The sequence below is a fragment of the Leisingera sp. S232 genome (assembly GCF_049800895.1).
Taxonomy (GTDB): Bacteria; Pseudomonadota; Alphaproteobacteria; order Rhodobacterales; family Rhodobacteraceae; genus Leisingera.
Genome location: NZ_JBNAFX010000029.1, coordinates 1 through 12,386, shown reverse-complemented (window position 1 = coordinate 12,386; position 12,386 = coordinate 1). Strand labels below are relative to the sequence as shown.

Sequence of the window (12,386 nt, the reverse complement as noted above, 5' to 3'; positions counted from 1 at the left end):
TTCCACAATTGGTTAACAATTTGTTAATTCCGCGCAGGTTTTTAAATCATTCTTTCAAGGAATGACGTGGGGCAGGGGGCCGTTTTGTATGTTGAAGCTGAAAGAAGATGCGCAGTCGGCGGTGGAGCCGGACAAGGCACGCGGCACGGCAGTCCGGATTGACGGGGTGTCGGCACCAAAAACTATGAAAATTGGTTTGGTGACGAGCGGCACTGCGCCAGGCGCAGAGCAAACGTCCGCAGCTGACAAGGTAAAACCGGCCAAGGCCGTCAATTCCGCTGAGCCTGCAACGCGGAAACCGGAACCGGCTCCGGATGCAAAGCAGCGAGACCAGGTGCAGGACGGTGACGGCTCTGCATTGCCGAAGCTTGCGCTGGCCGCGGCCGGGCTTGCGGTGGCTGCGGCGATGCTGCTCTACTTCCAATTTGGCGGCACAACGGTGCCGGATGCTCAATCGGTGGCAGGACAGTCGAACCCAGCCGCAGAAGCACAGCTGGCAGGGGCTGCCGCGGCAGCTGGGGCCGACGGTATGGTTGCCAGCAGCGAAGACGCACTGGTGGCCCGCATTACCGAAGGCACGCTGGCGGCGCTGCGCAGCAAGCAGGTCCAGCCTGCTGCAAGTGTCCAGACCACGCCAGCGGCACCGGCTGAGACATCTGCGCTTTACAAGATGGTGCTGACTGCTGCGGCCCAGGGTCAGTCCGAAGCCTATATCGATCAATTGGTGAATGGTGCCTACGAACGTCAGGAAATCACTGTCCCGGCCAGCTTGATCGGTGATGACGGGCGGGTGGATACCGCAACATTGCTGGCGCTGTTCGTCGGAAACTAAGACCATCAGCTGCAGAGCCAGAAAGGCTGTGCCGTGCAGGCTGCTTTACAGCCCGCGCAGATCATCAACAGACAATCAGACCAAAAGGCGCCGCCCATTATCGCTGCGGATCAGGCGCCGCATCTTTCCGGGGGGATCATGAAAACTTTTATTGCTGCCGCTGCCATCGGCCTGACCGGCATTTTCGCCACTTCCGCCGCTGCCGAAACCTGCGGCGGTGTATATACCGTGCAATCCGGTGACAGCCTGTCGGTGATTGCCGACAAGCTGTACAAGGATGCGGGCAAATGGAGCGCGATCCACAACCGAAACATCGACCAGATCGGCCCCAAACCTGGTGCAATCCGGGTGGGCATGAAGCTGTCTCTGGCCTGTTTGGAAGGGCTGCCGCTGGGCCTGCCAGGCGGTAAGGAATTCACGTCTGCTGCTCCTGCCTCGGCAGTGCCGGTCCAGATTGCGCCGGGCAATGCCGCAGTGCGCCAGAAGATCAATCTGCTGACCGGCGATGACTACGCGCCGTTTACGTCCAAGGGCTCGCACAATGGCGGCCTGATTAATGAAGTCGTGAACGCGGCAATGACCAAAGCAGCACCATCAGAGGGGTATGCGATTCATTGGGTCAACGACTGGGCGTCCCATTTCGATCCGCTCTTGTCGAATGCGCTGCTGGATCTGGGTTTCCCCTGGTACAGGCCCGATTGCCAAACCATGCCTGACAGCTACCGCTGCCAGAATTTCCATTTCTCGGAGCCAATGTTCGAGACACTGATGCTGTTGTTTGCACATAAGGACCGGCCTTTTACCTATGCGCAGGACAGCGACATCGTCGGCAAGACACTGTGCCGCCCTTCTGGCTTCCTGACCTTCGACCTGGATGAACGCGGGCGTCGCTGGATTGCGGACAAGAAGATCACACTCAAGCAGCCGCATAAAGTGAAAGACTGCTTTGACATGGTCGCAGCGGGTGAGGCAGACGCGGTTGCGATCAATGAATTCACCGGCCGTAGCGTCATGAAGGAAAACGGATTCGAGGATCAGTTCACAGTCCTGCCGCAGCCGCTGTCGGTGCTTGGGCTTTACGTGGTGGTTCACAAGACACACCCGCGCGCGAACGAAATGCTGGCCATGATCAACAAGGGCCTGCGCGGCATTCAGGAAGACGGCAGCTATCAGGCCATTGTGGAAGACCACATGGCCCGCATCTGGGCCGGGTTCTGAGGGAGGAGACGGAATGAAAAGGCTTTTCTTGCGCCTGCTGCAGCTCACGGCCTTCCTTTCCATGACACCGGCTGCCGCCTGGGCGATCTGTGACGTGGACTACGTGGCGCAGCCCGGTGACTCGTTGTTCACGATCGCGGAAACCCACTATGGCGACCGCAACCGCTGGACCATGGTCTATTACGCCAATCAGGAACTGCTGGCTGGCGCCACCGTGCTGCCGGGCCGCAAGCTGTACATCCCCTGTAGCACCGGTGCCACGGCGCCGGATGCCACCCCGCTGCGGCAGGAAAAGGCAGAGCTGACAATGCTGACCGGCAGCGGCTATGCGCCCTTCACCGATCGCAGCCTGCCAGGGCAGGGCATGGTGACAGAGCTGATCAACGCGGCAATGGAGCTGGCGCCAGCACCGGTCAGTTACTCTGTCAGCTGGGAGGACGACTGGTCCAGGCATCTGTTTCCGATGCTGGACAAGAAAGAGTTCGATATGGGTTTCCCCTGGCTGAAGCCTGACTGTGCAGCCGAGCCGGACAATGAGCGTTGCGCCAATTTCCACTTCTCCGAACCGGTAATGACGATGCCAATTATGCTGTTTGTGCGGGCTGGCGGCGGTTTCGAATACAGTCAGGATTCCGATGTCGAAGGCAAAACTCTGTGCCGCCCGGCCGGGTTTTTCACCCACGATTTGAACCGTCCGGATCGGCGTTGGCTGGACAGTGACAAAATCACTCTGGTGCAGCCGGAAACTTCGGCAGGTTGTTTCCGTATGGTGGCAGAGGGAAAAGTGGACGCAGCGGCGGTGAATCTGTTCCTGGGGGCCAATACCATTGTGGCAGAAGATCTACGCGACACGGTGGTGCCGCTGGAAAAACCGTTGTCAGAGGAAGGCCTGCATGTGGTGATTTCCAAACGCCACTGGCGCGGCACCACGCATCTGTACCGGATCAACGCAGGTCTTCAGAAATTGCGGGAAAGCGGCCGGTTCGAGGAAATCATGTCGCGCCATCTGGAACTGTTCTGGGCACAGCTGCAATAGGTCCGCACGGCGTCAGGCGGTCAGCGTCCTGGCTTCCTCATATCCGTGAGAAGCCGTCAGGGCGCCGCCTGCGCGACTATTGCCCTGCGGCCAAGCGTGCTGCATGACCAGATGTTCAGCCAGAACAGCGTTTTCGTGAAACAGCTCGTGGCCGGGCACCGGTGTTTCGGTTCCGGCAGTATCCCAGATTGAATCGCCGTCTTCCAGGAGCAGCGTCTCCTGTTGAGAGTCTTCTTCGCCGCGCGGCCTGTTGTCGGCAGATTCGCTTTTGTCCGGGTTGTCAGAGCGGACAACGGGGCGTGCAGTCAGAAGACCGCGGTTTGGTTTGATAGGATCTATACGTCCTGATACTGGTATAAACATCACAGATGGTCCTTCGCAGAGGCATTGAACCTTTCTTAAAGCGGTTTTAACACAACAAGCTTAACAGCGGGTAAACGCTTATCTCCTGTAGGAGGGTGACCGGCGGGGCTGCCGCAGGTTTTCACATGCGGATGACTAGCCGGTGATGCGCTGGGTCATGGCATAATTCGCTTCCGCCACGATATGGCTGACCGGTCTGGGACCGGCCTGGCAGCCGTTCATCAGATCCTGAAAATAGGCATCCATGTTGAAACCTGTCGCCGGGCGCGACTCCAGCGCTTCAGCCCGCGCAGCCCCGCGGGCGGGGCCGATGTACTGGGTGGTCAGGGCGTCAGTGGCAGAGCCGTTTGGCACCGCATCCCGGACCGAGGCGGAAGGCATGCCATTGATCATCGCCCCATCGGCTGGCTTGCGCGCCTGAGACTGCAGCATGTTGTTGTGAAAGCTGGCGATATTGGAGACTGCGGAAATCATCTGACTGGCCTGTTGCTACGTTCTTGAAATTCACTTTAGTAGAATTTGAGGTAACCTGGCAGGAAACTGTTAGCACTGGTTAACAAAGTGTTAATGTGGCTGCAGAGGTTTGAAGCCGGGGCTTGTGGCGGGCGTTGGCGCGGCAGAGCTTGCTGCCAGGCATGCACCGGAGGAAAAAAATGATTTCAGCCAGCCTGGAGACACCCGTCGGTCCGCTCAGTGTCTCGGAGCGGGACGGCGCCATCGTGCGCCTGGATTGGACTGCAGAAGCTGACGGGAGCTCGGCGCTGCTCACCGCAGCGCTTGCGCAGCTGCGTGCCTATTTTGCCGGTGAGCTGACAGAGTTCGACCTGCCGCTGCAGGTGGACGGGTCGGATTTTCAGCGCGCGGTCTGCAATACGATGCTGGCGATCCCCTTTGGCGAAACCCGCACTTACGGCGAGATCGCCAAGGAACTGGGCGTCCCGCCACAACCCGTCGGAAATGCCTGCGGCGGCAACCCGATTCCGGTGATCATCCCCTGTCACCGGGTGCTGGGGGCCTCTGGGCTGGGCGGTTTTTCCGGCAAGGGCGGAGTGGAGACCAAGGTGGAACTTCTGAAACACGAAAGCGCTGCGGGGCTTTTGATCTGACAGCCTGCGCCGCCAAGACGCTTTCCGTGCGCCCCGCTCTGGCTGGAAAAGCTGCGGGGTGAAGACATTCGAAGCGTCCTGAGAGGATGTGCCCCTTCAGCCAGCTGCCGTCACGGCGCCGCAGAGCCCCCCTGCTGCTCTGGCACGATCTGCTGGGCGATGCCGACGAACAGAAGATAGACGGATGTCACCACCAGACCCCAATGGGCCCAACTGGCCGGGTGGAAATCGACCCAGGCGGCCCAGCCGGCAAAGAAGGTCCAGGCCAGTGCCATCGGTAGTGACACCTTGCGCCAGCGCACCGTGCGCACTGGATGGATGAATTTCAGCGGCAGGAACATGGCAACGGACAGCAATGTCACCAAAATCAGGCTGGTCCAATGGCTGGGTTCCAGCGCAAAGATCACCAGCACCGGCATGTTCCACACGCCGGGATATCCGGAGAAGGAGTTGTCTTTGGTCTTCATCCGCGTGTCGGCATAATACATCGCACTGCCAAAGGTGATTACGATGATGGCAAACCAGCCGGTCCAGCCCGCCATCAGCCCGGACTGGAACAGGGCAAAAGCAGGGATGAAGACATAGGTCAGATAGTCGATGATCAGATCCAGCAGCACCCCGTCGAATTCCGGCGAGTAACGCTTGACGTGATAGTGTCGCGCCAGCGGACCGTCGATGCCGTCCACCGCAAAGGCGACCACTAGCCACAGGAACATCAGGCTCCATTTGCCTTCGGCCGCCGCCAGCATGGCCAGCATGGCAAAAACGGCGCCGGTAGCGGTGAGCAGGTGAACGGAGAGTGCGCGGATCTGAGGTGTCATTTGTCCCTGATGGCGAATTTGCCCCGGACCCGCAACCGTTCAGTGCAGAATAGGGCGGAAATCCGTACCCGTTGCCAGTTTGAAAACGGACATGCGGCGGCCGTGCGGCTCGGGGTCGGTTATTTCGCGCGAAGAATAGGGGGTCTGCAGGGGCATTTTGCGCGGCCACGGATGCACATCAGGCGGCGGGGCAGGGGCGGCAGGGGCTCCATCGGCAAATAATTCGGCAAAGCCGGCACAGGTCATGGCAGAATCCTTTCTGGATCGGTTTCTGTCATCTGGCCCGCTGCGCCTTAACAGAGGCTTGCTGGCCTCCGGGAGAAATAGTGTGCATTTTAGTAAATTGCTCAGTGGCTCTCTCAACCGCAGCAGCTGCCCCCGGATTGCACCGGTGGGCAGGGGACAGTTCCGTAGGAGCAAAAAACACAGCAGTCGCCGGGTTTTGGCCTCAGAAGGGTACGGCAGGCCGGGCATGCACAAAACCACTGGCAGGCGTTCTGCGGCATCTCTTCCTGCGTTTCTTGCCCGCAGGCGGGACAGGTCAGAAGACTGATTAGCATAACTGGCGCGGTGTGTTCCTCAGGCATGATGATTCCCCTGTTGGCAGCAAATGCCAGGCCGGGGCTCCTGGTCAAATCACGCTTTCGGATGGGCCTTGTTGTATACGTCCATCAGATGGGCTGTATCGACTGCCGTATAGGCCTGGGTCGTGGACAGGGAGGCATGCCCCAGAAGCTCCTGGATGGCGCGCAGGTCGCCGCCGGCCTCCAGCAGATGGGTTGCAAAGCTGTGGCGCAGCGCATGCGGGGTGGCGGTCGCTGGCAGCCCCAGCTGGGCGCGGGTTTTCGCCATCACTCCCTGAATTTGGCGCGGGTTCAGCGCGCCGCCTCGTACGCCCCGGAACAGCGGCGCGGTGGTGTCCTGCGGATGCGGGCACAGGGACAGGTAGCGTTCTACCGCATCGCGGGCGGCAGGCAGGACCGGCACCACGCGCTCTTTTCGACCCTTGCCCAGAATACGTAAGACTGGCGGCAGCGGTGCATCCGCACCTGTCAGCCCCAATGCTTCGGAAATCCGCAGCCCACAGCCGTAAAGCAGCGTTACCACCGCCACGTCTCGTGCCGCCACCCAATCCTGTTGCGATTGCAGTTCGACCGTTTGCAGAACCGCTTTGGCGGCCTCCGGCGCCAGCGGGCGCGGCAATTTCTTTTGAAACTTGGGGGAACGGGCCAGCAGCACTGCGGCCGGCTCAAATCCTTCTCGCTCTGCCAGCCAGCGGTAGAAATTCTTGACCGCTGACAGCTTGCGCGCCAGCGACCGGGCTCCGGTGCCTGAGTTGCGCTCAGACGCCATCCAGGCGCGCATGTCCGACGTGGTGATCTGCGCCAGCGCCCCCAGCCCCTGCGGTCCGCCGCTGTGCTGGGTCATGAAGGACAGAAAGGCCGTAACATCGCCGCGGTAGGCGGCCAGCGTGTTGTCAGAGGCATCCTCCAGCCCGCCCAGACGCGCCAGCCACAGCTGCAGGGCGTCGCGGCAGGCAGGAGAGATCAGGGTCATGACAGCCAGCAGCGCATCGCACGTTCAAAGACGCCGCCGAAGAAGGTCAGAAGATCGGTCCCCTGCATTGGCGAGAACTGATGTGGGTCTTCCGAGCCCAACACCAGCATACCGGGCAAGCGGCCTTCGCCCAGATCCAGCATCAGGCAGGCCTCAGAGCGGATCCATTCCGCCTGCGGCCCGTAAACCCGCGGGCTGCCGCTCTGGGTTTGGCGCAATGTCACAGGCCGGTCATGGCCGGCCTGTCCGGCATAGCTCACTGTAAAGCCAGGCCCGGCCAGCTTCAGCGCCGCGGACTTGCGCTCCACTTCGGCGCCGCCGGGCTGCGCGGTTTCCAGCACCAGCGCCAGCGCGTTGACCCGCAGGATTTCCGGCATGTCCTGTTCCAGACACGCAAGAAAGGCGTTGAAATCGCGCGGCTCCAGCAGCCGCAGCACGGCGCGGTGGATCAGGTTGGTGCCGGCCAGATTGTCATAGGCCGCCGCAATAACCGACCTGTGCGTGTCCTCCAGCCGGTCGAGCCGGGCGGCCATCCGCTCCATGGCGATGCCGCGCAGATCGACCACGTTGGAGCCCATCGCCCGTTCATTCGCCGCAACCAGGGCGTTCATCAGGTGCTGGTCTTCCAGCACCGCATCAGGTTTGGCGAGAATCGCCTGGCGCAGCTGGTCTTCCAGGCTGGCTGTATTGCTTGAACTGCTCATGCGTGAACTCTTGCGGCTCCGGACCTCTGACGGGTTTGGCGATGTGTATAACACGGGAAATGGGCAAAGCTGCTGAAAAATGAGGAGCGGGTCGAATTTACTGTGCTCAGCGGGCCTCCCGCCCGTCGCCGGTGCAAGCATGCACCGCTCCCGTTGGGCCGGGCGCCGGGCGTTGCCCGGCGCCAGCGGCATGAAATGCCGCTGCAGCGCGCCGTAGGCGCGCTGCCGTGCCCAATACCCGGCTGTCTCCGGCGGCAGCCGGGGAGGGGCGGGCCGCGGGAGAGCAACCTGGGCCAAGACCTGTGAAACAAAAAGGCGCCCCTCCCGGAGCGCCATTGGACTGTCAGAGCAGTAAGGTTTCAGAGGATCTTGATCTCAGCCGCTTTGATATCGGCCAGGAAAGTGTCCAGACCCTTGTCGGTCAGCGGGTGGTTCACCATCGCCTTGATCACGGCGGGCGGCGCGGTGATCACGTCGGCGCCAATACGGGCCGAATCCAGCACATGGTTCACCGAGCGGATCGAGGCCGCAAGAATCTGGGTTTCGAACCCGTAGTTGTCATAGATCGTGCGGATGTCCTCGATCAGCTCCATGCCATCGAGGTTGATGTCATCCAGTCGCCCGATGAAGGGGGAGATGAAGGTGGCGCCCGCCTTGGCAGCCAGCAGCGCCTGGTTGGCAGAGAAGCACAGGGTCACATTCACCATGTGGCCATCATCGCTCAGGGTTTTGCAGGCCTTCAGCCCGTCCCAGGTCAGCGGCACCTTTACTGCGATGTTCTCGGCAATTTCCACCAGCTTGCGCCCCTCGGCGATCATGGTGTCCGCATCAGTGGCGGTAACCTCGGCGGAGACCGGGCCGTCGACCAGATCGCAGATCTCCTTGGTCACTTCGATGATGTCGCGACCGGATTTTTTGATCAGTGACGGATTGGTGGTGACGCCGTCCACCATGCCCAGGTCGTTGAGCTCGGCAATGGCGCCAATCTCGGCGGTATCTACGAAGAATTTCATGGGGCAGTCCTTTGGATGGGTTGGCCTCTGTCGCATCTGCCTTTACCTCATGGGATAACAGGCGGCAACATGGGCAGCAGCATGAGCGGGCAGGAGTTCTTTCAGGCAGGCGAGCGGGTCGGGGTGCTGACCACGCAACCCCTTGACCGGCTTCTGGATTACCGCGCCCCCGAGGGCGGTTGCTTCCTTGGGGCATACGTCGAGGTGCCGCTGGGCCCGCGCAAGGTGCTGGGTGTGGTCTGGGGGCCGGGTGCAGGCGATTTCGATTCGGCCAAGCTGCGCGCGGTGATCCGGGTGCTGGATGTGGCGCCGATGCGGACCGAAATGCGCCAGTTCCTCGGCAAGGCCGCCGATTACACCCTGACCCCCATGCCTGCGATGCTGCGGCTGGCCACCCGCGCGCCGGGCCTTTCCGATCCGCCCTCGATGCGCAAGATCCTGCGCCGGGGTGACGGCGTGCCGGACCGGATGACCGATGCCCGCAGCCGTGTTCTGGGGGTGCTGGAGGACTACGGCGGACTTGCCTTCACCCCCAGGGAACTTGCCGATATGGCGGATGTCACGCCGTCGGTGGTGAAGGGGTTGGTCAAACAGGGCACCCTGCGCGAGGAGGAAGCGCCACGCGACACTCCTTACCCGCATCTGGATCCGGAACTGCCCTCCAAGCAGCTGACAGAGGATCAAGCCAAGGCGGCGCAAGCGCTGGCCGAAGGCGTCCACAGCGGGTGTTACGGCACCACGTTGCTCAAAGGCGTCACCGGATCAGGCAAGACCGAAGTCTATCTGGAGGCCGTTGCCGCCGCTTTGCGCGCCGGGCGGCAGGCGCTGGTGCTGCTTCCCGAAATTGCACTGACAGCGGAGTTCCTGACACGGGTTGAAGCGAGGTTCGGTGCGAAACCGGCTGAATGGCACTCCGGCGCCACCATGACCGAACGCCGCCGGGTCTGGAAAATGGTTGGGCAGGGCGCAGCGCAGCTGGTGATCGGCGCGCGGTCGTCTCTGTTTCTGCCATTCCGCGATCTGGGCCTGATCATCGTTGATGAGGAGCATGACACGTCTTACAAGCAGGAAGACGGGGTTCTCTATAGCGCCCGCGATATGGCGGTGCTGCGGGCTGCCATGTGCTCGGCGCAGGTGGTGCTGGCCTCTGCCACGCCATCCCTGGAGACCTGGGCAAATGCCGAGGCGGGCAAGTACAAGCGCCTGAACCTGACCTCCCGCTTCGGCGCTTCAGTGCTGCCGGACATGCGGGCGGTGGATATGCGCTCCGAAGACCTGTTGCCATCCACCTGGATCTCGCCGACGCTGAAACAGGCGATGAAACTGCGCATGGAGCGCGGCGAGCAGTCGCTTTTGTTCCTCAACCGCCGCGGCTTTGCCCCGGTCACCATCTGCCGCGCCTGCGGGGCGCAGGTTGCCTGCGATCATTGCGACGCGCGGATGGTCGAGCACCGCTTCATGAAACGGCTGATGTGTCACCAATGCGGCGAAACCAAACCGGTGCCGGAAGCCTGCCCCTCCTGCGAGGTGGAGGGCAAGATGGCTCCGGTCGGCCCCGGTATCGAACGGCTGGCGGAGGAAGCCGCTGCGCTGTTCCCCGAGGCGCGCATTGCGGTGCTCAGCTCCGACTTGTTCGGCTCGGCCCGCGCGTTGAAGCAGCGGATTGAGGAAATTGCGGCAGGCGAGGCGGACATCATCCTTGGCACCCAGCTGGTCGCCAAGGGCCACAACTTCCCGCTCTTGACGCTGGTGGGGGTGATTGATGCCGACCTTGGCCTGCAGGGCTCCGACCTGCGCGCGGCAGAGCGGACTTTTCAGCTGATGCGCCAGGTCGCTGGCCGGGCAGGGCGCGCCGAACGCCCGGGCGAGGCTTTGATGCAGACCTTTCAGCCCGAACACCCGGTGATCCGCGCGATCCTGTCAGGGGACGAAGAAAACTTCTGGAAAGCCGAAGCCGCCGAACGCCAGGCCGCGGGCGTGCCGCCCTATGGCCGGATGGCGGGGATCATCCTGTCTGGACCAGATCTGGCGGCTGTCTTTGACCTTGGCAACGCCATGGCCCGCAATGACGGTCCGCTGCGCCGGATCGGCGCCCAGCTGTTTGGCCCCGCGCCAGCCCCCATCGCCCGCGTCCGCGGCCGTCACCGGGTGCGGCTGCTGGTCAAGGCGCCAAAGGGCGTGCCGCTGCAGGAGGCCCTCGCCCGCTGGACCGCGCCGCTGCGTCTCAAAGGCGACTTGCGCCTCAGCATTGACATCGATCCGCAAAGCTTTTTTTGAGGCCGGACAAAGGGCTTTGCCCCTTTGCACCCATGGTGCTCACTCACAGGAATTTGTGGTTGCCATTGGTGTTGATTGGGCCGGTGTCAGATTGGAGGTGGCCGGTTTTCCGGATGGCCAACCGTGAGACCGTTGGCGGGCGGGCGGCTCCTGAAACGATCTGAAATCGGTGGGGTGACGGTCATAATAAACCTAACCACCCGCCGCGCCATACTTCCCGCCAAAGGAGGCGGCTCCAAAACAGCATCGGCCTGTCTGGTATACCTGCCGCGACTTGGGCGGTTAACCAACGATGAGGCCGCGGCCATTCTCCCTACGCAAAGGATTCTGGAACATTGGGCTACTCCCCTATGTTTGGACAGTTTCCCGCGTGGTTTAAGCTACTTTCTGCTCCTGCTGATCGGGTTTGGTTTCATTATTTCTCAGCCAATAGACCACGGCTGGAGGTTTGCCGCCAAGGGCGGAATGTGGGTGTTTGCGGTTGTAGAACTCGATCCATTTGCCGACACCGGCCTTCGCCTCCGACCCGGTTTCCCGGGCGTGCAGATAGACGCATTCGTATTTTAGGCTTCGCCAGAGCCGTTCCACAAAGATGTTGTCCAGGAACCGTCCTTTCCCATCCATTGATATCCGCACGCTGGATCGTCGCAAGCGATCTGTCCAAGCGAAGGATGTGAACTGACTGCCCTGGTCAGTGTTCATGATGTCTGGCGGCGCAAACCGGTGGATGGCTTCGTTCAGCGCGTCGACGCAGAAGTCTGCCTCCAACGTGTTCGAGATGCGCCAGGCCAGCACCTTGCGCGTGTGCCAATCCATGATGGCGACGAGATACAGGAACCCTCGCCGCATCGGCAGATAGGTGATGTCCGCCGCCCAGACCTGAGTGGGCCGGTCCACCCGCAACCCGCGCAGCAGGTAGGGGTAGGTCTGGTGTCCTTTCGCCGCCTTGCCCCCTCTCGCACATGCTCTGCATGTGCTGCCAGGCGGCGGGTGTTGGGCTTCTGGTAAATCGGCATGAGACCCATCAGCCGCATGAGACGACGAATGCGCTTCTCGTTCACCAGATGACCCTCATTGCGTAGATGCCAGGTCATCTGCCGCACACCGAAGAACGGTGTCTCAAGGAATTGTTCATCAATTTGGCGCATGAGCGCGAACTTTAGCGCCGTCTCGCCCCTGGGGGTGTCGTAGAACGACGACCGCGAGATCGACAGCAGCCTGCACTGCTTGCCGATCGACAGATCGGGACTGGCGGGTTCAACCATCTTCCGCCTCATCTGCCGGTCCACGGCTTGAGCTTTCTGGACAAAAAATCGTTGGCCACGGCCTACTCCCCGATCTTCGCGTGCAGCTCCTTCATTTGCTCATCGTTGATCTCAGGGGCCTTTCTGCCGCCGCGCTCGAACACGCCCGACGCGCCTTCCAGCAAAGCCTTCTTCCATGTGTGGATCATCGTCGG

12 protein-coding genes and 2 pseudogenes are annotated in these 12,386 nt (G+C 61.6%); 5 read left to right on the top strand and 9 right to left on the bottom strand.

Annotation, left to right across the window (positions count from 1 at the left end; translation table 11 throughout):
- Positions 1 to 88: 88 nt before the first annotated feature.
- From ACP151_RS15900 to ACP151_RS15890, 3 genes are all read left to right on the top strand, one after another.
- On the top strand, positions 89 to 832 hold the full coding sequence (locus ACP151_RS15900; protein ID WP_424979881.1) for a hypothetical protein: 744 nt from the start codon (positions 89 to 91) through the stop codon (positions 830 to 832).
- 138 nt (positions 833 to 970) lie between these two features.
- The gene (locus ACP151_RS15895; protein ID WP_424979880.1) at positions 971 to 2,050 is read left to right on the top strand and encodes a peptidoglycan-binding protein LysM; all 1,080 of its coding nucleotides are present in this window, start codon (positions 971 to 973) and stop codon (positions 2,048 to 2,050) included.
- Between the two features lie 13 nt (positions 2,051 to 2,063).
- A complete protein-coding gene (locus tag ACP151_RS15890) occupies positions 2,064 to 3,086 on the top strand; it encodes an ABC transporter substrate-binding protein (RefSeq protein WP_424979879.1) in 1,023 nt (340 codons plus the stop codon).
- Between the two features lie 12 nt (positions 3,087 to 3,098).
- Here ACP151_RS15890 and ACP151_RS15885 read toward each other — a convergent pair whose 3' ends face one another.
- On the bottom strand, positions 3,099 to 3,449 hold the full coding sequence (locus ACP151_RS15885) for a hypothetical protein (protein ID WP_424979878.1): 351 nt from the start codon (positions 3,447 to 3,449) through the stop codon (positions 3,099 to 3,101).
- Positions 3,450 to 3,584: 135 nt separating this feature from the next.
- Complete coding sequence (locus ACP151_RS15880; protein ID WP_424979877.1) at positions 3,585 to 3,923, bottom strand: hypothetical protein; 339 nt, start codon at positions 3,921 to 3,923, stop codon at positions 3,585 to 3,587.
- 179 nt (positions 3,924 to 4,102) lie between these two features.
- On the opposite strand from ACP151_RS15880, the gene ACP151_RS15875 reads away from it, so the two are divergent.
- Entirely contained in the window at positions 4,103 to 4,555 is a 453-nt protein-coding gene (locus ACP151_RS15875; RefSeq protein WP_424979876.1) for a methylated-DNA--[protein]-cysteine S-methyltransferase, read from the top strand.
- Between the two features lie 110 nt (positions 4,556 to 4,665).
- On the opposite strand, the gene ACP151_RS15870 is transcribed toward ACP151_RS15875, so the two are convergent.
- The 5 genes from ACP151_RS15870 to fsa all read right to left on the bottom strand — a co-directional run bounded on the left by ACP151_RS15870 (position 4,666) and on the right by fsa (position 8,650).
- On the bottom strand, positions 4,666 to 5,376 hold the full coding sequence (locus ACP151_RS15870; RefSeq protein WP_424979875.1) for a CDP-alcohol phosphatidyltransferase family protein: 711 nt from the start codon (positions 5,374 to 5,376) through the stop codon (positions 4,666 to 4,668).
- Between the two features lie 359 nt (positions 5,377 to 5,735).
- A complete protein-coding gene (locus tag ACP151_RS15865) occupies positions 5,736 to 5,963 on the bottom strand; it encodes a GDCCVxC domain-containing (seleno)protein (RefSeq protein ID WP_424979874.1) in 228 nt (75 codons plus the stop codon).
- 49 nt (positions 5,964 to 6,012) lie between these two features.
- A complete protein-coding gene (locus tag ACP151_RS15860) occupies positions 6,013 to 6,933 on the bottom strand; it encodes a tyrosine recombinase XerC (protein WP_424979873.1) in 921 nt (306 codons plus the stop codon).
- Entirely contained in the window at positions 6,930 to 7,637 is a 708-nt protein-coding gene (locus ACP151_RS15855) for a DUF484 family protein (protein WP_424979872.1), read from the bottom strand. Before ACP151_RS15855 ends, ACP151_RS15860 begins: the two co-directional genes overlap by 4 nt.
- 359 nt (positions 7,638 to 7,996) lie before the next feature.
- Complete coding sequence (gene fsa / locus ACP151_RS15850) at positions 7,997 to 8,650, bottom strand: fructose-6-phosphate aldolase (RefSeq protein WP_424979871.1); 654 nt, start codon at positions 8,648 to 8,650, stop codon at positions 7,997 to 7,999.
- Positions 8,651 to 8,731: 81 nt separating this feature from the next.
- Between fsa and ACP151_RS15845 the strand changes: the two genes are divergently transcribed.
- Entirely contained in the window at positions 8,732 to 10,927 is a 2,196-nt protein-coding gene (locus ACP151_RS15845) for a primosomal protein N' (RefSeq protein ID WP_424979918.1), read from the top strand.
- Positions 10,928 to 11,302: 375 nt separating this feature from the next.
- Here ACP151_RS15845 and ACP151_RS15840 read toward each other — a convergent pair.
- Both ACP151_RS15840 and ACP151_RS15835 read right to left on the bottom strand, forming a co-directional pair.
- Positions 11,303 to 11,863 (bottom strand): annotated as a pseudogene (locus ACP151_RS15840) (IS3 family transposase); the annotation flags it as partial.
- 74 nt (positions 11,864 to 11,937) lie between these two features.
- Positions 11,938 to 12,075 (bottom strand): annotated as a pseudogene (locus ACP151_RS15835) (IS3 family transposase); the annotation flags it as partial.
- Between the last annotated feature and the right edge of the window lie 311 nt (positions 12,076 to 12,386).